Origin of the sequence: Rheinheimera soli (assembly GCF_021290985.1) — a bacterium.
Classification (GTDB): Bacteria; Pseudomonadota; Gammaproteobacteria; order Enterobacterales; family Alteromonadaceae; genus Pararheinheimera; species Pararheinheimera soli.
The window spans coordinates 1-23,485 of sequence record NZ_JAJOYU010000003.1; the positions used below are offsets into that span (position 1 = coordinate 1).

A 23,485-nucleotide genomic window follows, 5' to 3' on the forward strand; every position below is an offset into this window, starting at 1 on the left:
TTTACGCCTCGCTGCAAAGGGGTTATGGTAAGGCTCTTTTGCCACAATAGCTTAGCGCCTAAGATAAGCCACTTTAAATAGCTTTTAAGTTCTTCCTATGGCACTACAACTTATCTTCCCCAACCAATGGCAAACTCAGGCCTGGAAAAATGGCGGTGGCATTACCCATCAGATAGCCCGCTCTGACGACAGCTTGGGTATGCGCTGGCGTGTTTCTATCGCCGAAGTAGCCAGCGATGGTCCTTTTTCCCGCTTTGAACAAACCGACCGCATTATTATGCTGCTGCAAGGCAAAGGTTTTTGTTTGCATGCTGCTGAAGATCAGCCCGTGGTGTTGGATAAAGCGTTAGTACCTTTTGCTTTTGCCGGTGAAACGGCCATTGACTGCACCTTAATAGGCGGGCCAGTGCGGGATTTTAATCTGATGACCAGGCGCGCTGATGTAACAGCCAGTTTGCAGGTGCTATCGGTGACTGAAGCCTTGTCTTTAACTCTGGTTAATGAATCTTTGCTGTATCTTGCCTCTGGTCAGCTGCAGCTGAGTTTCAAAGATCAGAGCTATCAACTTGAAGCAGAACAAAGCTTGTTATGCACTGATGAGGCGGGGGAGTTGCAGATTAAAGTCGGTGCAGAGCCCTGTCAGTTGGTGTGGATCTGTATTCACTAACGACCACTTTTACAAGCCAGGCAAGGCGAGTAACATAAAGGCACTGATGTTAGAAAGGATTTACTTATGAGCAAACAACATTCCCCAGGCTTTCTGGCTGTAGTCGACGATGCTAAAAGCAGGGTTAAAGAGCTGACTATTGCTGATTTGCAGCAGTTTCCAACCCCTTATGTGCTGGTCGATGTGCGGGAAGATCTAGAGTGGCTGGCCGGGCATTTGCCTGCGGCTATTCATTTGGGTAAAGGCGTTATTGAGCGGGATGTGGAAAAAGCAGTGCAGGATAAACAGCAAACGCTGATTTTGTATTGTGGTGGTGGTTTTCGTTCGGCTTTAGCAGGCGATATGCTGCAGAAAATGGGCTATCAGGGTGTCTGGAGTTTGGCGGGTGGTTATACAGCCTGGGTCAATGCAGGTTTGCCTTTGACTAAGCCGCAGATCTGATTTTTATCAGAGCAGAATAAAGTGAAGCGGGACGGGATAAACCCGTCCCCTACAAGATTTACTTCAACAGAGCTTCTGTTAAATGTGGGCGCATGCCTTTTAACATGGCACCTAATACTTTTGGGCTGCCTGCAACAATGTTGCCGCTGCGCAGGTAGTTGTTACTACCAGCGAAGTCGCTGATTAAGCCACCAGCTTCACGTAAAATCAGCTCGCCTGCAGCGAAATCCCATGGTTTTAAACCAATTTCCCAGAAACCATCAAAACGGCCTGCTGCGACATAACATAAATCCAACGCTGCTGAACCAGTGCGACGTACGTCTGCAGCCTGAGTCATCAGAGTTTTAAAAGTTTCGGTGTACGCATCTAAATGGTGTTTATGTTTAAACGGGAAACCTGTGGCCAGAATAGCGCCGCTTAATTCAGGTAAATTGGTGGTACGAATACGACGGCCGTTTAACTGAGCGCCTGCACCACGGGATGCTGTGAATACTTCACCACGTAATGGGTCAAAAACCACGGCCTGATCCAGTCTGCCCTGATGGCGCAGAGCTATGGATACAGCAAAGTGAGGGATGCCTTTGATAAAGTTTGTGGTGCCATCAAGCGGGTCGATGATCCACTGGTAATCGCTATTATTGTTGCCATATTCGCCGTTCTCTTCACCGATAATATCGTGATCTGGGAATGACTTACGTAAAACATGCACTATGGCCTGTTCTGCTTCTTTATCGATGTTGGTCACAAAGTCATTGGTGCCTTTCTGAGTCGTCTGAACTAAGTCCATCTGACCACAAGCTTTAGCGATGACATTACCTGCGCTGCGGGCAGCACGAATTGCGATGTTTAACATCGGATGCATAACGATTACCTTATTGTATAAAGAACAGTCAAAAGAGCGGCGCGTATTGTAGCCGCTGACAAGAAAAAGTAAAGCGAATTCAGGGCCTGTGTTTTTGTAGTTTGCGTTGCAAGGTACGTCTGTGCATAGCCAGAGCTTTGGCAGTCTTGGATATATTGCCCTGATGCTGTTCCAGAACCCGTTGAATATGCTCCCATTCCAGCTGATCTGTCGATAAAACATCGGCTTCATTTGGCGTTGTGTGGCTGACTTGACCACTTAAGGCCTGAGTTAAAGTGACGAAATCTACAGGTTTGGTCAGGTAGTCATCGGCACCGGCTTTTACCGCCTGCACTGCTGTGGCTATGCTGGCGTAGCCGGTCAGTAATACGATGCGACATAACGGTAGTTCTTGTCGTAACGGCTGTACATAATCCAGGCCAGACACAGCACCAAAACGTAAATCCAGCAGATAACAGTCGGCTTGTTCTGCCACTAATAAGTCCGGGCTTATCGCTTCGTTATAGCTTTGCACCTGATGCCCCAAGCTTTCCAGTCGGCGACACAAAGTGCGGGTTAAGGTGACATCATCGTCCAGCAGCACCAGTTTCATCGTACTTTATCACCAAAATAAATTCGGGTTATTACACCGCCTTCAGGGCTCGTGCTGCGTTCGACTTTACCACCCAGACTGTCGATGGACACATTGGCCAGGAATTGGCCTAAACCTAAACCTTGTTCACTTTGTTGAGGTTTTTTGCCCAGTTGTGCCAACTCTTTTTCTGGTAAACCAGTGCCATAATCGCGGATTTGTAACTCCAGCTGGCCCTGATTGTGCCGCATCCTCAGGCTTAATCTGGGCTCTTTGTTGGCTAAGCTGGCGTCAGCTGCATTATCCAGAATATTAAATAAAGCAGCCGCCAGACTGATACTGTCTGCAACAGTTAAAGGCGATTTATCGCTACTGAAGTCTTGCTCCATACTGATCTCTGGCCTGCTGACCAGCCAGAGCTTAATACTGTGTTCTATAGCGTCATACAAAGGCTGGGGCTGTCTTTCGCCTTCACGCAGTTGCTGAGCATTAGTACGAAGTTGCTGCACTATCTGCTGACACAGTTGTAATTGCTGACGCAGATCGGCTGCTAAGGCCGGATCTTGTTGTTGCTCTGTCAGCTCGTCAGTCAGTAACACCAGGTTCTGTAAAGGCGTTGCCAAATCATGAGCCGCATTGGCAGCATAAGTGGCGACAGCCAGCACTTGCTCATGCTGCAGTTGTTTTTGCTGCAGTGTGGTCAGTTGCGCTGAGGTGTTACGAATACGTTGAGTTTGGGCGCTGATAAACCAGCTGACAATAAAAGCGCTGAAGCTAAAAGCCCACCACATCTGGCTGATATGCTGGCTAAAAGGCTCAGCGCTTAGTTGATGTGCATGCTGGTGCGCTGCATGTTCGCCCGCCAGTGGAATTTGTAATAGTAGGCTGTAGCAGCCAATAGCCAGAATAGCCATCAGGTAGCTTGGGCCTGATGAAAACAGCACGGCAGTAACAGCAACAGGCAGCAATAAAATAGCGACAAAGCCGTTACTGGCACCACCAGTCATAGCCAACAAGGCGGTGATCATAAAGAGATCAATGAAAATACTGATGGCGATAAAACGTTGCTCAGAGCCTTTATCGCCCCGCCAGAGTTTCAGGCTGATATTGGTAAATACATGCACAGCTAAGACAAAAGACAGCAGGCCCCAGTTATGAATAGGGTAGTGCAGCAGATAAGCAGTCAGGCTGGCCAGCAGTTCTAAGCTGATAAGTACCCAACGAAAACGCTGCAATTGCTCGATTGGATGGTCTATGTAGTGGCTGTCGCTGAAAGAAATACTATTCATAGCGTCTCAAAAAAGCGGCTGCGAGGCAGCCGTTGCAAAAAACTGTCAACTCAGATTATAGGAGTGGGAACACCTTGTCATCTGGTGGAAGTCAAAGTCATTCTGGTCTTGTTCTTACGGCAGTGCAATGTGGCAAAAAGTCGCACCTGGCTTTGTTGGTCGGCACTAGATACGGGCGGGGATAAACCCGCGCCCCCACAATGTCCCACCCAAATCACTGTAGGTGAGGCCGGGGCGACAGAAGACAGTTGGTTTTGTTGTAGGGACGACCTTTATGCTCGCCCGCAAAGCGCCGGCGCCAATTAAGAAGGGGAAAGTCATATATCTGTAATAGGTTAGCTATAGGCTGCCAGCATTTTCTGCAGTAAAGGTGAAATTGATGAAAGCTGTACTCTATCTAATGCGTCATGCGACCGCTGATATACGAAATTCACTGGTGGATGAAGCCGATCGTTGTCTGAACGAAAAAGGCAGATTACAGGCTCGTCGTGTTGCTGACTTTATGCAAAAACAAGGCTTGATACCGGACCGTATTTTTTGTAGCCCTCATACCAAAGCTGTGCAAACGGCCGCTTTGGTGCGCAAAGATTCTGGTGTCAAAACCGCTGTTGAAGAATGGCATTGTTTGTTGCCTGCTGTGGCTGCGACTGAAGTAAAAGAACATTTATTCAGTCAGTTACAAGACAATGAAGCAGTGCTGCTGGTAGGGCATGAACCTGAACTAGCTTTACTGATCAACGAATTATTGGGGTTGGATAAAACTTTTCTCGAGTTGAAAAAAGCCTCTTTGACCTGCCTGGAACTGGACTCTGAAGCGACAGTGCCTGTGCGACTGGCCTGGTCTGTGCCGGCTAAGTTTATGTAAGTCAGACGAATAACAAGAAAGGTGCACTGACAACCACAGGACAACAATGGATGCAATTAATTCACTTGAATTGAGAATCATTCTTGTTTAGTCTGTGCGCCTTTATTGCCGTTCAGAGACTGTTATGTTGTCCTTACCTTCACCTTCTATTTTGGCTATTGCTGTTCTTACCGCTTTAAGTATATCTCCCGGTTATGCCCAGAACCTGGATAAACAGGATTCAGACAAAGAGCTGGAAGTGATAGAGGTGAAAGGCCGGGCTCAGACTTTATACCGTGCTTCACAAAGCAGTGTAGGCACAAGAACAGATACAGATTTAGAACTGGTGCCTCAGAGTATTCAGGTGTTACCTGAAGCCCTGATCCGCGATCAGGCCGCACGTCAGGTGACAGATTTATACCGCAGTATGAGTGGTGTCAGTGCTTTTAGTTATTCAGGTGTGACTTTTCGTGGTTTCCGTCAGGATGATATTTTATACGACGGTGTAAGAGGCGATCCTTTTAATGGTTTTGCTGTGCCTCAGCTGTTTAATGTGCAGGAAGTGCAAATACTCAAAGGCAGCAGCGGTGCTTTGTATGGCAGCAGCGCACCAGGTGGCTTAATTAACTATGTGACTAAAAAGCCACAACGAAGCAGTAAAAATCAGCTGGAGTTTGCGTTAGGCAATGATAGTTATTGGCAAGGCTCGCTGGAATTGAGTGGCCCTTTAACAGAACAGCAAGCCTATCGTTTTGGCTATTACCGTGATTCTGAGCAGCCTTTTCGCTGGAATACCAAAGTTGAAAACGACATTCTGGACTTAGGGTATCTGATTGATCTGACCGACAGCACCAGCCTGACCTTGCAATACAATACTGTGACTCAGGATTATCAGGGCGCTCGTTTACGCGGTGTACCTACAGATGATCAGGGCAATTTCCTCGGCGACAGAGCCTGGAACCATAACGAAGCAACAGATTTTCAGTCACTGGACGCTGATGTCTGGCAGGTTCGGGCTGATCATGAATTTAACAGCAACTGGCGCACTGATCTAACCTGGCGTCATTATGAAAATACTGAATTACAAAATTACCATGAGCCTTTCTGCAGCTACGACACTGATGGTGATGGCGTTGTGGATTATTGCCGCCGTCAGTTCAGGGATCAACGCCGCGAAAATACCGCAAACAGTGTGACATGGAACAATATTCTGGAGTTCAGCACCGCAGGCTTTAGCCATCAATTGCTGATTGGCGCTGATACCATGACGCAGGATTCCTACTTTTTAGGCCGCAACGTAGCCCCGATAGAGCAGGGCGGTAAAGCTATAGGGATCAACCTGGTCAACCCTGTATATGGCCTGACGTCTGCTGCTGATTATGATATCGACAGCATAAAATCCGCTCCAACAGATACTACTGCAGTGCGTCAGGGGCTTTATCTGCAGGACCAGTTGGATTTAACCTCAAGCTGGAATCTATTGCTGGGGGTGCGTTGGGACAGTTATGAAGATAAAAACAATGTAGCGTCGTCAAAAGTTGATGGCAGTGACAGCTCATGGCGAATTGGTTCTACCTACCAGCTGACTGACTGGGTGCGTTTGTATGCCGTCAAAGGCACAGGCTTCAGCCCTCAGGCCAGCACCTCTCAGGTGCCTGAAGTGGGCGGTCCTTTTGACGCTGAACAGTCCAGCATTATCGAGGCTGGTGCGCGTTTCTCTTTACTCAATGATGCGATACGCCTGAATGTGGCGACTTATGAAATGATCAGAAATAACATACTGCAAACTGATCCTCGTGGTGATGTGGGCGGTGATGGTCGTGATGATTTAATTGCTCTGGGTGAAGTAAAAAGTAAAGGGCTGGAACTGGATCTGCTGGGCGATTTAACCGACTCCTGGGTGCTGAATGTCAACTATGCCTACAATGATACCCGCATAGTAGAAAGCAATAGTGCTATCACCAATGCGGTTGGTGACAAGTTCGCCAATGCGCCACAACATCAGATTGGTATCTGGAGCCGGTATGAGCTGGATGGCATCAACTCAGCTATAGCTGCAGGTATGGATTATGTCAGCGACCAGTTAAGTATCGATGGCCAGCATGTGAAATCCTATACCGTTTTTGATATGAGCTGGCAAACCCGCTGGCAACAGTGGTTGTTTCAGGCCAATGTGAAAAATCTGTTTGATAAAACTTATGCCACTGCTGGTTTTATTGAACGCACCGGGCATTTTCCGGGTGAACCACGGCGTTTAATTGTTACCGCCAGTTATCAGTTCTAAGCTTGCTATGACTGCTAAAAGCTGGTTTAAGCTACATTCTTTCGCTGGCTTTGCCTTTGGCCTGCTGCTGTTACTGGTGTGCTTCACCGGCACGCTAGCTGTGGTTAGCCATGAAATTCAGTATCTGTCTGATCAAAAATACAGGGCCTTGTCTGAACGACAAGGCCCTGTGCCCTGGCAGGTGCTGGAGCAGAACTTAGCCAAAGCTTATCCGGATTATCAAATCAGTAACCTCAATGTACCAGAGCAGTGGTATCTGGCAGGTAGCGTTAGTCTGAATAAAGGCTCAGAGTTTTTATTTGCCTATTTTGATCCCGCTTCCGGAGCCTTAACAGGCGAAGGGCAGTGGGGCACTGTGTCGCGGTTTTTACGCAATATTCATATGTACCTGTCGCTTGGGCCTACAGGCAAAATTGTGGTGACCAGTTTAAGCTTTTTACTGCTGATTATTTTGGTTAGCAGTTTTTATGTTTATCGACAGTGGTGGCGTAAAGGTTTTCAGCTGCCTTCAGCTACTAAAGTATCGAGCCGTACTTTTTGGTCCGATTGGCATAAATGGACAGGCGTCTGGTGTTGGGGTTTTATTCTGTTGATGTTCCTGACTGGCCTTTGGTACTTCACCGAACACTTTTTACTGAAGTTTAAAGTAGAGCACTATCCAAAAGCGCCAAAGCTGGAGCTGGTTAAGGCACAATACCAAACCTTGTCTTTGACCGAACTAATGCAGGCTGCGCAAAAAGCCCGGCCAGAGCTGGATATCAGAGCACTGAATTATCCATTGTCTGACAAAACACCTGTGGTGGTGACAGGTCAGGATGCTACCTTGCTGGTGCGGGATAGAGCCAACCGTGTTTACCTGGATCCGGTGACAGCAGAGGTACTGAAACTACAAAAAGCTGGTGAGTTAAAACCTGTAGCTTATATAGCTGATATGGCCGATCCGCTGCATTTTGGTAACTTTGCCGGCTTGGGCGTCAAGCTGCTGTATTTTGTGTTTGGGCTGGCTTTTACCTTTTTAGTCGCAGGTGGGGTTTGGATGCACTGGCTGCGTACCAAAAGACAACAACCACAGCTTATCCGCTGGTTAGGCTGGACCGGAGCCCTTTCGTCCGTTTTAGTGGTCACAGCCCTAGTGGTGACTTCAGTGCAGTTTTCACAGCGTGAAGTGGAAAACTTGCCTTTGTCGCCTGTATTAGGTTCTCTGCAGTAGCTTACTGTTACTCTGTGACTAATTCGTGCTGCAGTGCATTTTTATTTATGTATGTTTAACGTATTGTTTGTAATAGTGTTTGTCTGTCTTTTTTAGCTTTAGTAACATGCGTGACCCTAGAAATACCCACTTGGGTTTTTCAGGCATAGTTATGGGTCAGCCTGAGTTGTTTTTCCTGGTTGTATTAAACGGACTTGTTGTGGGATTTCCGCATTAGGATAAATAAGGAGTAACGCGTGTTAGAAGCTCTTCGGAATGGAGATATTCATCCAGCCCATTTTTTTGGGGGATTATATTTTGTTTTTATCTTGGTATCCTGTCTGATGATTAATCTTGTGATGGCAAAGACAAAAGGCTACTGCTGGAAAAAGGCAGTTATTCTTGCCTTTGTTCCATTTTTCGATATAGTTTTTTCGTTAATCTATTTAGGTTTGCCTAAAAAAGATAAAGAGTAACTTCTTATCTGACAGCAATGTCAGTGGGAAAGCTTAAATTACAAAGAAGGCGGGAACCAGTCCCGCCTTCTTTAATTTTAGAGCTTCTTTTTAGTGACGGAAATGACGTACGCCAGTGAAGATCATCGTCATGCCATGCTCGTCTGCGGCAGCTATCACTTCTGCATCACGCATAGAGCCACCAGGCTGGATCACGGCTTTAATACCGGCTGCAGCTGCGGCATCAATACCATCGCGGAACGGGAAAAATGCATCTGATGCCATGACTGAACCTTTGACTTCCAGATTCTCGTCAGCCGCCTTGATACCGGCGATTTTAGCACTGTAGACGCGGCTCATCTGGCCCGCACCCACCCCAATAGTCATGCTGTCGTTGGCATAAACAATGGCGTTAGATTTCACATACTTAGCCACTTTCCAACAGAACAATAAGTCACGTAATTCATCTGCAGTAGGCTGGCGTTTGGACACTACTTTTAAGTCATCCAGACCAACCATTTTCTGGTCACGGTCTTGCACCAATACACCACCGTTGACACGTTTGATATCAAAACCAGTGGTTTTGCTTTCCCACTCGCCACATACCAGTAAACGCACGTTGGGTTTGGTTGACACCACAGCAGCAGCTTGAGCTGTAGCGCTTGGCGCGATAATGACTTCAACAAACTGACGGCTGACAATAGCTTCAGCAGTTTTAGCATCTAATTCGCGGTTAAACGCGATGATGCCACCAAAAGCAGAAGTTGGGTCTGTTTTGTATGCGCGCTCGTAAGCAGCCAGAATGTCGTCGCCAATAGCTACGCCACAAGGGTTAGCGTGTTTAACGATAACGCAGGCTGGCTCGTCGAATTCTTTTACGCACTCTAAAGCGGCGTCTGTGTCAGCGATATTGTTGTACGACAGCTCTTTACCTTGCAGCTGAGTAGAACTGGCGATTGATGCTTCCTGAATGCTGTTTTCCACATAAAATGCCGCGCTCTGGTGGCTGTTTTCGCCGTAACGTAAGTCTTGTTTTTTCACAAACTGAGCGTTAAAAGTGCGTGGGAATTTGCTTGGCTTGGCGTCTTCATCACCGTAAGCGGCTAACATGGTGCCGAAGTAATTGGCAATCATACCGTCGTATTGAGCTGTATGCTCAAAAGCACTGATGGCTAAACTAAAACGGGTGGCATGAGTCGTAGAACCGGCGTTCGCAGCCATTTCTGCTAATACTTTGTCGTAATCGGCCGCGTTGACCACAATGGTCACATCGTTATGGTTTTTTGCCGCAGCACGCACCATAGTCGGGCCGCCGATATCGATATTCTCGATGGCGTCTTCTAAAGTACAACCTGCTTTGGCCACTGTATTGGCGAACGGATACAGGTTCACTACCACTAAGTCGATAGGCTTGATGTTGTTTGCTGCCATTACAGCTTCATCCATACCACGGCGGGCCAGAATGCCACCATGTACTTTTGGATGCAGCGTTTTCACGCGGCCGTCCATAATCTCCGGGTGACCTGTGTAATCAGATACTTCAGTGACAGCTATGCCTTGTTCTGCCAATAACTTGGCTGTGCCACCTGTGGATAACAGTTCCACACCCTGGGCGGCTAAAGCACGGGCAAATTCAACTATACCGGTTTTATCAGACACGCTTAATAAGGCGCGACGGATTGGACGAGCTGCGTTCATTGGATCATTCTCCGCTGTAATGGTTAATTCGGACCAGCACTGCTGTAGTTCACAGCTTTTGGATAGCACACAAAGCCTGGACACTAATCATAGAGAAAAAATGGCTTTGATGTATCGCTGGGATTAGCTGGTGAAATCCCTTATTTACTTACTTTACCTACTACCGCAGGTTGTTCCCTAAGTAATTGGAGTTGCAGCGAGGCGGCAAGGGTTCGAGACCCAGGGAGCATAGTTCACTATGTGACCTGGGCGAGAACCAGCAGCCAACAAAGCTGCAGCTTCAAGTACGACGGGACAACAAAAAAGCACCCGAAGGTGCTTTTGATTGCGGGACTCCTCCCGCGGGGGCATTAACTCATGCCGTATTGTTTCAGCTTCTTGCGCAGAGTACCGCGGTTGATGCCCATCAGGTTGGCAGCGCGGGTCTGGTTGCCGCGAGTGTATTTCATCACTTCTTCTAATAACGGCTTTTCTAATTCGGACAACACTAATTCGTACAGGTCGTTTACGTCCTGACCGTTCAGTTGTTGTAAGTAGTTCGCCACCGCTTTTTGTACCGCGTTGCTTAAAGGCTGCGGTTTTTCTTGCGTTTGAACATGGGCGTTGGTGATAAATGGCGAAGTCACGTTTTGATTAAACATTGCCTAGTCTCTTTTACGTTAGGTTGCTGCTAGTAATTGCTCGAAATACACTTCTAAGGTATCCAACTGCTGTTGGGCTTGTTCGATACCATTAAATTCACTGCGAAACATGCCTTCGCTGTCATGCTCTGCCAGGTACCAACCCACATGTTTGCGGGCAATACGTGGGCCAAGCACTTCACCATATAACTGGTGTAAGCCACGGACATGCTCCAGCAAAATATCCCTGACGTCGCCTGTTGAAGGCGAAGCCAGATGTTCACCAGTTTGCAGATAGTGCACCACTTCACGAAAAATCCAGGGTCTGCCCTGAGCGGCCCGGCCAATCATGACCGCGTCTGCTCCGGTATAGTCCAATACAAATCTGGCTTTTTCCGGCGTGGTGATATCGCCATTGGCAATCACCGGGATAGACACATTTTGTTTAATAGCGCGGATAGTGTCGTACTCCGCCTCTCCTTTATACATACAAGCTTTAGTGCGGCCATGAACCGCTAAAGCCACAATGCCGTTGTCCTGCGCAATTTGCGCTATCTGTACGCCATTTTTATTCTCGGTGTCCCAGCCAGTCCGGATTTTTAAGGTCACAGGTACTGTTACTGCCTGAACTACGGCCTGAATAATCTGCTGTACTAAATCCGGATACTGTAATAGCGCCGAACCAGCCAGTTTTTTATTCACCTTTTTTGCCGGACATCCCATATTGATGTCGATGATTTGGGCGCCATGTTCAACATTAAACACGGCAGCTTCAGCCATCTGATCTGGATCTGAACCGGCAATTTGCACCGATCGAAGACCAGACTCATTTTGGTGAGTCATACGATTTAGCGATTTTTCACTTTGCCAGACCAAAGGATTGCTCGACATCATTTCTGATACAGCTAAACCTGCACCAAAACGACGGCAAAGCTCACGAAAAGTGTAATCCGTCACTCCAGCCATAGGAGCGCAAATTACGTTGTTCGTTAATTGATATGGACCTATGCGCACCGCTAAAACCAAGGCTCTACCCTAAAGGGGCGCTAAGTTTACGGATTTTTGCCAACAATGCAAAGGTTATTATTTAAACAAAAGTATAAATTTATAGGGGGTTGCTGGGTTGACAATAGCTAAACGCCTGAAAACTAGACTTTCTGAAATGCAAAACCCACTAAAATCAGGGGCAGGGCTTACAGATAATTGTACAGCTGCTGTTTTTGTCACCAATGGAGCAGAAGAAAACCTTGGTAAAAAAGTCAATACTTTCTTTTGCTGAGTGTGTCCGCCCAGCCTGAGTCGTGTAAGATAAAGTGATGATCTTTAAAGGAGTACTTTGAATGAAGCGGTGGATATGTGCAGTATTGTTAGGTTTAGGCAGCTGTGTGGTCATGGCTGAGGTTCTGGTCACAGACGCGACGGTTCGGGAGATGTTACCCGGACGCAGTATGACAGCAGGTTATTTCAGTATCACAAATAACAGCATCACGGATGCGGAACTTATCAGTGCAACCAGTCCAGGTTTTGCGTCGATCGAACTGCATCAGCATACTCATAAAGATGGCATGATGAAGATGGAGCAGGTGCAGTCTGTAAAGATCGCTGCTGGCAAAGTGGTAAATTTCCAGCCAGGAGGTTTGCACCTAATGATGTTTGATGCCAAAACCAGCATCACTAAAGGTCAGCAAATTCCGTTACGTTTAGAGTTTAAAGATGGCCAATCCATCGAAGTGCAGGCCACTGTCAGCGCTATTCCAACTCATTAGGAGCAAAAAATGAACAGATTCAGGATTGTCAGTTTAACCGTGCTGTTCGTTTTTATTTTAGGTTATGGCACAGCCTGGTGGGCCAGCAATGAACCAGAGCTGTTTAATGTTGAGGATTTATCAGCACAACTCAGTCCCGAGCATCAACAAACCGTGGGTTATACCACCACCAGCGCGCTTATTCGGGTGCTGGAAACCCTGTTGAGCAAAAATGCTGGCTTTATCAGTAACGATGTAACACCGCCATTTTCGCTGCTCGACAATATGCCAGCCTGGGAGCTCGGTGCTTTGGAAATGTCACGTGATTTAGCTTTGGCACTGCGCAAAGATTTAAGTCGCTCTCAGTCACAGTCTATTGAAAATCAGTATTTAAAACTGGCGCAGCCTATGCTCAATATTGACCATCGCAGCTGGGCTGTTCCAGCTGCAGAAGCCGAGTATCAGCAGGCCATACAGCAATTAACTTTGTATCGTACAGCGTTATTGGACCCGAAGAAAACGGACAGTCAGTTTTACACCAGAGCTGATAATTTACGTGACTTGCTGAAAAACGTTGAAAAACGTTTAGGCAGCTATAGTCAGCGTTTAAGTGTCAGTGTCGGGCAGGACAGGTTAAATACCGATTTAGCTGGTGATAGAAATGCCAGACAATCCACTGCGACTGCTGAATCCAACAGAATTAAAACTAGTTGGTGGAGCATAGATGATGAATTTTATGAGGCGCGTGGCGCGTGCTGGGCTTTGTTACACTTCTTAAAAGCGATAGAATTAGACTTCGCGGAGGTTCTGACCAACAAAAACGCGATGATTAGCTTACGACAAATTATCCGTGAACTGGAAGCGACCCAGGAACCGGTCTGGAGTCCAATGATTCTGAATGGTCGGGGTTTTGGTTTTATGGCAAATCACAGTCTGGTGATGGCGAATTATATTTCCAGAGCTAATGCGGCTCTGTTGGATTTAACTGAATTATTAGCGCAAGGATAAAGCATGAAAAAGTCTGTATTGAGTATGATGTTTGTAGCAGCTCTGGCTACTCCTGCTGTAATGGCTGATACCGTTGCTGGCCTTTATATTGGTGCCGATTTACATTTTGCCGATACTAAAGGTAGTTTTGGCCAAACTGGCAACCGCCAGCAGGACTTTACTTTTGACGATAAAAATTTAAGCAGCTTTTATATCAAAGTTGAACATCCGGTTCCGTTGTTACCTAATATCAAGTTGCAACGTAATAGCTTAAGCTCTAATGGCAATACTGAGTTGACCAGAACTTTTGTTTTTGATAATCAAACTTTTGACATAGCTGCTAATGTTGCTCAGGATGTAGATTTATCCAATATTGACGCCACTTTCTATTATGAAATTCTGGACAATGATTTAGTTAGCCTGGATTTAGGTGTGACGGCTAAATACATTGATGGCGATATTAGCGTGTTAAGTGATGACGCAAGCGCAAGTCAGGATTTTTCTGCTGTGATCCCTATGGGTTACGCCTACGGTAGCTTTGGTTTATTAGGTACGGCCACTAAGGTTTTTGCGGAAATAAATTACGTTAGCTACGACGGCAGTTCCTTGTCTGATATGCAGTTTGGTATTGCCTACGAATTGATTGACTCACTGGCCGTGGATCTATCGTTAAAAGCTGGTGTTAAAAAGACAAAGCTTGAACTGGATGACATTGATAATGTAAACGCGGATTTAACCTTTGATGGTGCTTTTATTTCTGCTGAGCTGCATTTCTGAAACCTGAACAAATGATAGTCTGATCCAAAACTCAAAGCAGAATAGCTATTGTTCTGCTTTGAGGTCCGGCTTATAGTGCAGGTCAAGGAAAAGAGGTTCAATTGACATGACGTTAAAAGCTAAACTGGGTCTGGTGTTGGGATCATTCGCGCTGATTGTGGCTTGTCTTTATGCCTCTGCAAAGCTGCAATTGCGTCATGAAACTTTAGTCAGAGTGCAAGCCGAGCAGCAACTGCTTATGAGTTTGTCTTTGATGGTCGAACCTTTTTTAGTTCAAAACAAAGTAGAGCAAGTCAAAGGCCATCTGCTGGCTACCAGCTTTTCCAGTACCTTACCCATTAAAGCTATTCTGGTGTATCAGGCCGACGGCAATTTATTTGCGGCCACTCAGTTCCCCCGCGAGTTATTTAATTTCAGCCCAACGCGAGATTTAACAGGACAAAAAGCTCTGCAGGATGGTTCTGATCTGTTGTGGTCTGCAGTGATGGTAACTCCTGCCAGTATGAGTTATTTCGACACCAACAAAGTAGCAGCTGAAGGCAGTACTTTGGGTTATGTGGCTATTCAGATTTCTCCATTACGATTGTCCCAGCTCTGGTGGTGGCAAAGCAGCTTGTGGGGCACGGCTTTACTTATTATTGTCGCTTTGGCTTTATTGTGGCAGCGGCGAATTTTCAAAACTCAACATCTGCGCTGGCAAGGTTTTTTGCGGCAACTTCGTGCTTTAGTTCCGTCTGCGGTTGATGGAAAAAAGCTGGCCGATTTTGACAGTGCTGAACTTAGCTTGTTGTTCCGCTCTCTTTACGCTCAACAGCAACAGTTTCAACAGCAATTGCAGCAACAAAATCAGGCAGAACAACAGCAGGGGCAGAGTCATAGCACTGCCTGTAAACAACTGGAAATCAGTTATCAGCAGCAATTAGCCAGCCTGACTCACGAGTTAAAAACCAGTCAAAACCAATTGCATCAGTGGCAACAGCTTAGTGAGCTGGCTCAAGCCGGAAAAACTGCACAGCAGGCTCAGCTACTTCGTTGGTTATTGCGACAAAATGTACTGGAAAAAACAGCATTACAGCCTCAAACCGTCTGGTTTCCTGAATGGTTAGCGCAACAAATAGAGTTGTGGCAAGCTGAATTTGAACTGGCGGACCTACCTTTCATTCTGGTTGAAGATCCTGCATTGAGCTTGTCTGAAGTCAGCTTTTTCACTGAGCATGCAGCGGAGTTATTGCAGCAAATTATTAGTTTGATCCTGCAGGATATACAACAACACGAACTGAGTTTATTTATTAATTTGCAGGCTTTTTCGGAGAATAAACTGTTATTGCAGTTTGACCATGCAGGTCAAAGTAGTGCGATACAGCAAGTACTTGATGCAGAAAAAGGCGAAAACGCCGGGGTTTTACAGCAACTCTGTGCCAGTTTGTTGTCACGTCTTGGTGCCAGATTAACTATTTCTGCCCTGGAGGATTTGGGCTGCTCAGTGCGCCTGGAGTTGCCATTAACAGCTGTTTCAGTCAAAGAGCTGCCTATGTACCAAACTGCTATTTACCTGGACAGCAATAGCTTACGAGCTGCAGTGTTAAAGCAAAGTGTGGGTTCTGTGGCAGAACAAGTGATTTGCTTGCCGCAGCCGCAGCAACTGAAAGCAGAGTTACAGCATCGTCTGGTGGATTTGGTATTGATACAATTGCCTGCGCCTGAACAAAACTCTGAGCTTTGGATTGAACTTGATAAAACCACCAATCGCAATCAGATGCTGGCTTTTTGTCATACAGCACATCAGTCCTATTGGGCCGGTGTGTTGAGTTGTCCTGTATTAGCCAATCCGATGTTATCCGCGCATATTCGGCAACACCTCAACCAGGCACCGAAAACCAATGCTTTGCGAATGTTGGTGGTGGACGATAATCAAACTAATCTGACTTTTGTCAAAGCCATGCTGAGCCAGCAACAGTTTGAGGTAGATACTGCTGCGACGGGCACAGAAGCTATCCGGCTTGCCAAAAGCGGCAGGTATCAGCTGATCCTGATGGATATTCAGCTGCCGGATATGTCCGGGGTTCTGGCTACTTCCATGATCAGGCAATTACCCCAGCATCAAAACACTGTCATTATGGCGTTTACCGCCCATGCTTTACCTGATGAGATCCAGCAGTTTCATCAGGCAGGTATGAATGATGTGGTGATTAAACCTTTAGATAGTCAAAAAGTTGCGGATCTGATCAGACGTTGTCAGCAGCTTAGCCTTCAAAGTCTAATACCGGGCTGAACAGTTGCTTTACGGCTTGCAGATAAGCGGGGTTCGCCTGACTGTTCAGCAGAGGCAATAGCTCAACACCCACAGCGGTAAATTTATAGTACTGCAGCACTACTCCTGAATGCTTCGCTTTACAGGTCAGTTGATGCTGATGGTACTGCAACTGCAACGCTTGATCGGGGACCAATTCGCCGCTTTCTATTTCAATCTGATGCAGCAAGTTTAAATCAATCAGGCTTAAAATTTGCGGAAAGGTTAAACCAAATTGGCTCAGGTTCAGCACTGCTTTACTGCGACCTGTCAGAACCTGCCAAATAGATGGTTTACGCACATAGCCAAAGTAAATATGCCCACTGTCCTGTAGCCGGACTCTGCAAGTCAGGCTGGCGGCTTTTTGCAACGCCAGTGCTTCTTTAAAGCTCATACGTTGTAACAAAAATAAGGTTTTTAGTGAAAAACTACCGGGTTGTCCAATTTCGCCGGCCAGTATTTTGGCCCAGAGTTGTTGCATTGTCTGGTTAGAAATATTCAACACTAAATCACAGTATTGCTGAAACCAGTCTGGATCCACATCCATCTCTGCAACGTATTCAGGACAGTAGTCTAAAGCTAAAGCCATTATTTTTTCTAAATTGGCCTGTTGCCTTTCTTTGTGCATGCGTTCACGCCGCTCGGCGCGTTGTGACAAAGTCGGAGCTTTAAAACCTGTATCGGCAGGCGCCGGAGCGCCGGAACGCTGTGCCAGACGTTGATGGCGCTGATTAAAATCGCTTTTCTGCACTAAGCTGGCAGAGTCTGTGTCTGTTGTTGTGGCTTTGGTTTCAAATTCGTGACCCAGCTGGCTGCGTGCCAGTTGGAGTAACCGTTGATGTCCGCGGCCGGCAGAAATTTTCTGCATGAACTCACCTTTGGTAGAGACATATTTTGTTGCTTAATTTTCACAATAACGCAAAAAATCACAGACAACTCAAAAAGAAGTTTATGAAAGTGTTAACTTTATGATTTTAAAGATTTTAATAAAATGAATTGCTTTTTTTGCCTGAGAGTATAGTGTAGTTCCACTGGATTAAAAGCTTACAAAGGATAGCGGTAGGGGCTGGCCCTGATTGCCAAAGTGAATTCAGGGTATATGCTAGTATTTATGCAATAGTGCCTTGATATGCTTTCAAAAAGTATTCCCCTACAGCTGATGTAAAAAAGGTCGGAGCATGGTGTCAAAAGCAGCAGATGATGATTTTCTGTTCCTCGCAGAAGACGAAACAAGTTCGGAAGCAGAAACACAATCCAGTGGTGAATGGCACTTGCTGATTGTGGATGACGACGAAGAAATTCATACGGTCACTAAACTGGCTTTATCTGATTTATTGGTCCTGGACCGTAAATTAGTATTTCATCATGCATTTTCCGGCAAAGAAGCCTTAAAATTTTTGGCGAATAACCCCTATATAGCCGTCATTTTACTTGATGTAGTGATGGAATCTGACGATGCTGGCCTGAAAGTGGTGCAGCAAATTCGCGATGAATTAAAAATGGATGAAGTGCGTATAGTTCTGCGCACCGGCCAGCCTGGTTATGCTCCGGAAGATAGTGTGATCAAAGAATACGACATCAACGACTACAAAACGAAAACTGAACTGACCCGTAATAAACTAGTTACCGCTATTATTTCGTCCATTCGCAGCTATCAGCAAATCCGCACTATTAACCAGAACCGCATTGGCCTGCAGAAAATCATTAATGCCGGTGCTAATTTGCTGGAACAACATTCGTTGCATGAGTTCTCCGAAGGGGTTGTCACTCAAATTTCCTCGTTAATTGGCTTGCATGCAGAAGGCGTGCTTTGTGCTCAGATTGAGGATGATGGCAGTAGCAGTGACAATATTTATGTACTGGGCGCAGCAGGCCATTACGCACCTTATATTAAATGCAAACTGGAGCGGCTGAATAACAGCAGAATTATTCAGCAAATCACTACTTGTCTGTCCGAGCGGCGACATATTTTTACCGACAAAGACACGGTGCTTTATCTGGGGAATGTGGATCACGCCGCTGCGGTTTATATCGAAACCAACAGGCCTGTAGAAGATTTTGACCGCCAGTTGATTGAAGTATTTTTAAGTAATATTTCTATCGGTTATGAAAATGTGACCTTGTTTCAGCAACTCAAGCATGCTGCTTATATTGACCCTTTAACTAAAACGCCCAACCGCAATGAGTTTACCTCTTTGCTACAGGAAACCAGACGGCTTGATCCTGAACGCAATGTAGCTGTACTGATTGATATCGACCATTTTTCTGATGTAAACGATGGTTTAGGTCAGGAAACCGGCAATGAGCTGCTGATCGCTATTACGCACAGATTAGTGGCGCAGTTTGGTGAAATTGCCCAGATTGGCCGCATCGGTGCTGATGTGTTTGGTTTAATTGGGCCTGAGCAAGCACTAACCCCTGAAACCTTGTCCGGTATTTTTGAAATGCCATTCCAGTGTTCAGAACATTCCTTGCAGGTGAATGCGACCTTTGGTTTCTGCCGTTTACGTGACAGTGCTTTGCATGGTTTGACTATTCTGAAACATGTTTATATTGCATTGAACAGAGCAAAAAAACATCTGGCACAAAACTATGAGTATTACAGTGCTCAGATGGAAGAGCAGATGGTTGAGCGGTTGGTGATGCTCAGAAGCCTGAGATCTGATTTTCAGAAAGACAAGCTTCAGTTGTGGTATCAGCCGCAAATTTGTTTAAAAAGCGGCAATGTGCTGGGTATGGAGGCGCTATTGCGCTGGCCTCAGCCTGACGGCAGCTTTATTTCTCCGGCCGTATTTATTCCGCTGGCAGAATACTCAGGCTTGATTATCGAAATCGGCGACTGGGTGTTACAGCAGGCTTGCAAACAGCTGCAAAGTTTAAAAGCACAAGGTTTTTCTCATTTGAGGATAGCGGTGAATGTGTCTATGCCACAGTTCCGTAATCATCGATTTGTGCAGTCTGTCATTGATTGCGTGGATCGTTATCAGGTGGATCCTGCATTGCTGGAACTTGAAATCACTGAGTCTGTAGTGATGGATGACCCAAAGATAGTGATAGGCGCGTTGAATAAGTTAAAAGACTTTGGCATTAAAGTAGCTATTGATGATTTTGGCATAGGCTTTTCATCTTTAAGCTATTTGCAGCAGTTGCCACTGGACAGGATTAAAATTGACCGTGCTTTTATTCAAGGATTTACCCGTCCTAATGGCACTTTGATTGCTGAAACTATAGTAAATCTGGGGCAAAAGCTGGGTTTGGCAACTATAGCTGAAGGTATTGAAACTCAGGCTCAGGAAGATGCTGTGCGGGCTATGGGCTGTGAAGAAGTGCAAGGCTTTATGTATGCCAAGCCGATGACGGCTGTTGATTTAGTTAAGTTTTTATCTAAAAGCTGAGCTTGAATTCAAACCAATAAAAAGCCGACTGCAAGTCGGCTTTTTGATTAGAGTGGCGGAGTCTTAGCGGTTGGCTATCAAGGCCAGTTGCTCACCCAACTGTAGAAAGTCTTTGCTGTTTTGCTGACTTTGTGAGGTGTGGCTGGTGATATCGCGCATATAAGTAACCATAGCTTTGGTCAGATGCTGTTGTTCGTCCGTTGCCGTAGCTATTTCCTGATTCATCGCACAAATTTGCGCTATGCTGCCGGTAATTTCCTGTAGAGAATGTCCTGCCTGATTAGCCGACTGCACACTTAAATTAGCTTGCTCACTGCTCAACTTCATTTTTTGCACCGCTTCACGGGCTGCACTTTGTAACTGTTCAATAGTACGTTGAATTTGTTCCGTTGATTTTTGCGTGCGTGAAGCCAGAGTTCGTACTTCATCTGCTACCACGGCAAAACCACGGCCTTGTTCACCCGCACGTGCCGCTTCGATAGCCGCGTTCAACGCCAGTAAGTTGGTTTGTTCCGCTATGCCTTTAATAACTTCCAGCACAGCACCTACCTGATTACTGTCCTGTTCCAGCTGAGCTATGGTGGCAGAAGCTTGTTGTAAATGTACCGCCAGTTGTTCGATATTCTGCACAGTACTTGCGACAGTTTGCTGGCCTTGTTTGGCTATTTGGTTGGAGTGATTGGCTGCTTCTGCTGCTAAGTTGGCACTCTGCACTTCGTCCAATACACTTTGGTTCATCGACTCAACCATCGTCAGGGTTTGACCTGCCGTATGTTCTAATTGACTCAGATGTTTTTGCTCATCCGCTGTAATTTGGCGTATTGACGTCACCAGCTGTTTTAACTGCTCGTTATGGTTGTGTGACTCCTGTTGTTGCTGCTTTAAGGCAACAAGCCACAGATTAAATTGCTCCCGAACCGGCGCTAAATCTGAATTGTTTACTTCACTTAACTGCAGGCTCAGACTTTTTTCTTTTACACAACGTTGGATCAGCAGTTGTTGTTCTGCGACAAAGCTTTGGTAGCTGTGTAAAGCCGTCTGACTCAAGATCCATTGCAACACTAAAGTTGTCGCTATCACTAAAGCTGACCAGAGCCAGTGTTGCTCTGCTAATACAGTGAAAATCAGCAGCATACCTACCAAAGTGGTGATACCTGATAACATAATTTTGGTCCGCGCAGACCCAAATTCAAACAAAGCCATAAACCTTACCCCTGAATTACTTCGCACCAGCGGTCGAAGCGGAATTTATTATTGTAATAATGAAATATGGCCTGCCAAATAAAGCCAAATCTGCTGCTGAAAATAACAGATATTTGCGGAATTTTTTATCAGATTTTGCGTTATTTTTGATAAATAAATGCGGCTTTTAAATAAAGGCACCAGCAGTGATGTGTTTAGCTGAAAGGGTCGTCTGGGTAGGGCCGGATTGTTGTATAAAAAAACGGCACTCAAGTGCCGTTTTGTGCAGTTTTCAGAACTGGATATTACTTTTGCTGAGCGCGTTCAAATGAACTGACGATTTCAGCTTTGGCTTCGGCTTTATCGCCCCAGCCAACAACTTTCACCCATTTGCCTGGTTCTAATTCTTTGTAACGTTCAAAGAAGTGCTGGATTTGGTTTTTCAGCAGTTCTGGCACGTCATTCAGATCATGAATGTTGTCGTAAATTTTAGTCAGTTTGCTGATTGGCACAGCTAATACTTTAGCGTCTTCACCTGATTCGTCTGCCATTTTTAATACGGCAACAGGACGACATTTGATCACGGCGCCTGGCACCAATGGGTAAGGTGTTGGCACTAAGACGTCAACCGGATCTCCGTCTAACGACAGGGTATGGTTTACAAAGCCATAGTTGCAAGGATAGAACATTGGCGTTGACATAAAACGGTCAACCCAGACTGTGCCTGTGTCTTTGTCTACTTCGTATTTGATTGGATCGGCATTGGCCGGAATTTCAATGATGACATTAATTTCATCCGGCAGATTTTTACCTGCGGCAACCTGACTTAAGCTCATAACGCTTCCTCTGTGCTGAATTTTGGTGCTGCATTATAGCAGCGGCCGTAAATATGGCTATACCCGTTGTACTTGAAGCTGCAGCTTTGTTGCCTGCGAGCTTTCGCCCTACATAAGTTTTACATTGGGACGGGCGCGGGTAAACCACGCCCCTACAATTTTCCTGTGCTTCCACATCGGGACGGGCAGGGATAAACCCAGTCCCTACGCCTTGTGATACTGCAGACAGCTTTCCACTTCGTGTTTTGATCCTAAAATCACAGCCACACGCTGGTGAATATCGACAGGCTGAATCTCCATAATACGTTCAGCGCCTGTGGAGCTTGCTCCACCTGCTTGTTCTACCAGAAAACTCATTGGATTGGCTTCGTACATTAGTCGAAGTTTGTCCGGTTTCGTAGGGTCTTTGACGTCGCTCGGGTAAGCAAAAATACCACCACGGCATAAAATTCTGTGTACGTCACCGACCATAGCGGCAATCCAGCGCATATTAAAGTTTTTACCACGCGGGCCTTCTTTGCCTTTTAGCAAATCAGCCACGTAGTTTTGCATTGGAAGCTGCCAGTAGCGCTGGTTCGACATATTAATAGCAAATTCTGCGGTAACGCCCGGAATGGTGACGTTTTCTGTAGTCAGCAGGAAACCACCATAGGTTTTATCCAGCGTATACATTTTGGTGCCTTTACCAGTGGTCAAGGCCATCATAGTGGACGGGCCATAGAGTATATAACCTGCAGCGATCTGAGCTGTACCAGGTTGCAGGAAAATAGCTGGGTCGGCAGGGTCTGCGCCTTTGGGGGCAGGCAGAATAGAAAAGATAGTACCTATTAAGCTGTTGATATCGGTGTTGGACGAGCCATCCAGCGGATCGAAGGTCACCAGGTATTTACCTTGAGGGTTACCTGCAACTGTGCTGTCTTCTTCTTCAGAAGAGATTGCCATCACTGAACCTGTTTCCAGGATCAGATCTTTAAGCAGCTCGTTGGAGATGACATCGAGTTTTTTCTGGGTTTCGCCCTGAACGTTTTCATTCAGAGTGGAGCCCAACACATCTGAGAGTTCGCCCTGACCGACACGAAACGAAATTTCTTTGCAGGCAGCTACGATGCTTTTAATCAGATCTATCAGGTCTGCTTCTGCACCATCAAGACGCAGGGCTGGAGCCAATCGACGCATAAAACAATCCTTTTTTTGTGTAGGTAGAGGAAGCTTTGACCGCAGTGTTAATTTTGATTGGAGGCTGTCGGCCACAGCGGCTGCTATTTTAATCAAGTTCAGGCTAAATTGCAGGTTTATGCTGGTTTTATTTCAGCTGTTCTGCAGAGTCCTTTGCTAGAATGGCCGCAGAACCCG

General features: G+C 46.1%; 22 protein-coding genes. 12 read left to right on the forward strand and 10 right to left on the reverse strand.

Annotated features, from left to right (window positions below):
• Positions 1–97: 97 nt before the first annotated feature.
• Both LSG37_RS03380 and LSG37_RS03385 read left to right on the forward strand, forming a co-directional pair.
• Positions 98–667: a HutD/Ves family protein gene (locus LSG37_RS03380; RefSeq protein WP_233078444.1), complete on the forward strand. Its 570-nt coding sequence runs from the start codon at positions 98–100 to the stop codon at positions 665–667.
• 66 nt (positions 668–733) lie between these two features.
• A complete protein-coding gene (locus LSG37_RS03385) occupies positions 734–1,108 on the forward strand; it encodes a rhodanese-like domain-containing protein (RefSeq protein ID WP_233078445.1) in 375 nt (124 codons plus the stop codon).
• Between the two features lie 58 nt (positions 1,109–1,166).
• Here the strand turns inward: LSG37_RS03385 and suhB are convergent, their stop codons facing one another.
• From suhB to LSG37_RS03400, 3 genes are all read right to left on the reverse strand, one after another.
• Positions 1,167–1,970 (reverse strand): inositol-1-monophosphatase, encoded by an 804-nt coding sequence (suhB, locus tag LSG37_RS03390; protein WP_233078446.1) that lies wholly within the window; start codon positions 1,968–1,970, stop codon positions 1,167–1,169.
• Between the two features lie 79 nt (positions 1,971–2,049).
• On the reverse strand, positions 2,050–2,562 hold the full coding sequence (locus LSG37_RS03395) for a response regulator transcription factor (RefSeq protein WP_233078447.1): 513 nt from the start codon (positions 2,560–2,562) through the stop codon (positions 2,050–2,052).
• Positions 2,559–3,830 (reverse strand): ATP-binding protein, encoded by a 1,272-nt coding sequence (locus LSG37_RS03400; RefSeq protein WP_233078448.1) that lies wholly within the window; start codon positions 3,828–3,830, stop codon positions 2,559–2,561. Before LSG37_RS03400 ends, LSG37_RS03395 begins: the two co-directional genes overlap by 4 nt.
• Before the next feature lie 379 nt (positions 3,831–4,209).
• On the opposite strand from LSG37_RS03400, the gene sixA reads away from it, so the two are divergent.
• From sixA to LSG37_RS03420, 4 genes are all read left to right on the forward strand, one after another.
• On the forward strand, positions 4,210–4,695 hold the full coding sequence (gene sixA, locus LSG37_RS03405; RefSeq protein WP_233078449.1) for a phosphohistidine phosphatase SixA: 486 nt from the start codon (positions 4,210–4,212) through the stop codon (positions 4,693–4,695).
• Between the two features lie 124 nt (positions 4,696–4,819).
• Positions 4,820–6,958, forward strand: a complete 2,139-nt coding sequence (locus tag LSG37_RS03410) for a TonB-dependent siderophore receptor (RefSeq protein ID WP_233078450.1) — start codon at positions 4,820–4,822, stop codon at positions 6,956–6,958.
• 7 nt (positions 6,959–6,965) lie between these two features.
• On the forward strand, positions 6,966–8,168 hold the full coding sequence (locus LSG37_RS03415) for a PepSY-associated TM helix domain-containing protein (protein WP_233078451.1): 1,203 nt from the start codon (positions 6,966–6,968) through the stop codon (positions 8,166–8,168).
• 236 nt (positions 8,169–8,404) lie between these two features.
• Positions 8,405–8,623, forward strand: coding sequence for a hypothetical protein (locus LSG37_RS03420; RefSeq protein WP_233078452.1), 219 nt, complete (start codon positions 8,405–8,407; stop codon positions 8,621–8,623).
• 90 nt (positions 8,624–8,713) lie between these two features.
• On the opposite strand, the gene purH is transcribed toward LSG37_RS03420, so the two are convergent.
• The 3 genes from purH to dusB all read right to left on the reverse strand — a co-directional run bounded on the left by purH (position 8,714) and on the right by dusB (position 11,946).
• Positions 8,714–10,300 carry a bifunctional phosphoribosylaminoimidazolecarboxamide formyltransferase/IMP cyclohydrolase gene (purH, locus tag LSG37_RS03425; RefSeq protein ID WP_233078453.1) on the reverse strand — a complete coding sequence of 529 codons (1,587 nt, stop codon included), beginning with the start codon at positions 10,298–10,300 and terminating at the stop codon, positions 8,714–8,716.
• A 350-nt stretch (positions 10,301–10,650) separates the two neighbouring features.
• Complete coding sequence (gene fis, locus LSG37_RS03430) at positions 10,651–10,941, reverse strand: DNA-binding transcriptional regulator Fis (protein ID WP_008897208.1); 291 nt, start codon at positions 10,939–10,941, stop codon at positions 10,651–10,653.
• Between the two features lie 18 nt (positions 10,942–10,959).
• Complete coding sequence (gene dusB / locus LSG37_RS03435) at positions 10,960–11,946, reverse strand: tRNA dihydrouridine synthase DusB (protein ID WP_233078454.1); 987 nt, start codon at positions 11,944–11,946, stop codon at positions 10,960–10,962.
• Between the two features lie 97 nt (positions 11,947–12,043).
• On the opposite strand from dusB, the gene LSG37_RS03440 reads away from it, so the two are divergent.
• From LSG37_RS03440 to LSG37_RS03460, 5 genes are all read left to right on the forward strand, one after another.
• The gene (locus tag LSG37_RS03440) at positions 12,044–12,199 is read left to right on the forward strand and encodes a hypothetical protein (protein WP_233078455.1); all 156 of its coding nucleotides are present in this window, start codon (positions 12,044–12,046) and stop codon (positions 12,197–12,199) included.
• Between the two features lie 61 nt (positions 12,200–12,260).
• Positions 12,261–12,686, forward strand: a complete 426-nt coding sequence (locus tag LSG37_RS03445; protein ID WP_233078456.1) for a copper chaperone PCu(A)C — start codon at positions 12,261–12,263, stop codon at positions 12,684–12,686.
• A 9-nt stretch (positions 12,687–12,695) separates the two neighbouring features.
• Positions 12,696–13,673: a DUF2333 family protein gene (locus LSG37_RS03450; RefSeq protein WP_233078457.1), complete on the forward strand. Its 978-nt coding sequence runs from the start codon at positions 12,696–12,698 to the stop codon at positions 13,671–13,673.
• A gap of 3 nt (positions 13,674–13,676) precedes the next feature.
• Complete coding sequence (locus tag LSG37_RS03455) at positions 13,677–14,429, forward strand: TIGR04219 family outer membrane beta-barrel protein (protein WP_233078458.1); 753 nt, start codon at positions 13,677–13,679, stop codon at positions 14,427–14,429.
• A 106-nt stretch (positions 14,430–14,535) separates the two neighbouring features.
• Positions 14,536–16,701: a response regulator gene (locus tag LSG37_RS03460; RefSeq protein ID WP_233078459.1), complete on the forward strand. Its 2,166-nt coding sequence runs from the start codon at positions 14,536–14,538 to the stop codon at positions 16,699–16,701.
• On the opposite strand, the gene LSG37_RS03465 is transcribed toward LSG37_RS03460, so the two are convergent.
• On the reverse strand, positions 16,673–17,587 hold the full coding sequence (locus LSG37_RS03465; protein WP_233078460.1) for a TIGR03899 family protein: 915 nt from the start codon (positions 17,585–17,587) through the stop codon (positions 16,673–16,675). The genes LSG37_RS03460 and LSG37_RS03465 overlap by 29 nt on opposite strands.
• Before the next feature lie 310 nt (positions 17,588–17,897).
• Between LSG37_RS03465 and LSG37_RS03470 the strand changes: the two genes are divergently transcribed.
• Entirely contained in the window at positions 17,898–20,114 is a 2,217-nt protein-coding gene (locus LSG37_RS03470; protein ID WP_233078461.1) for a bifunctional diguanylate cyclase/phosphodiesterase, read from the forward strand.
• A gap of 63 nt (positions 20,115–20,177) precedes the next feature.
• On the opposite strand, the gene LSG37_RS03475 is transcribed toward LSG37_RS03470, so the two are convergent.
• The 3 genes from LSG37_RS03475 to LSG37_RS03485 all read right to left on the reverse strand — a co-directional run bounded on the left by LSG37_RS03475 (position 20,178) and on the right by LSG37_RS03485 (position 23,308).
• Positions 20,178–21,317 carry a methyl-accepting chemotaxis protein gene (locus tag LSG37_RS03475; protein ID WP_233078462.1) on the reverse strand — a complete coding sequence of 380 codons (1,140 nt, stop codon included), beginning with the start codon at positions 21,315–21,317 and terminating at the stop codon, positions 20,178–20,180.
• A 284-nt stretch (positions 21,318–21,601) separates the two neighbouring features.
• Positions 21,602–22,132 (reverse strand): inorganic diphosphatase, encoded by a 531-nt coding sequence (ppa, locus tag LSG37_RS03480; protein ID WP_233078463.1) that lies wholly within the window; start codon positions 22,130–22,132, stop codon positions 21,602–21,604.
• Positions 22,133–22,336: 204 nt separating this feature from the next.
• Entirely contained in the window at positions 22,337–23,308 is a 972-nt protein-coding gene (locus LSG37_RS03485; RefSeq protein WP_233078464.1) for a class 1 fructose-bisphosphatase, read from the reverse strand.
• Positions 23,309–23,485 lie beyond the last annotated feature (177 nt).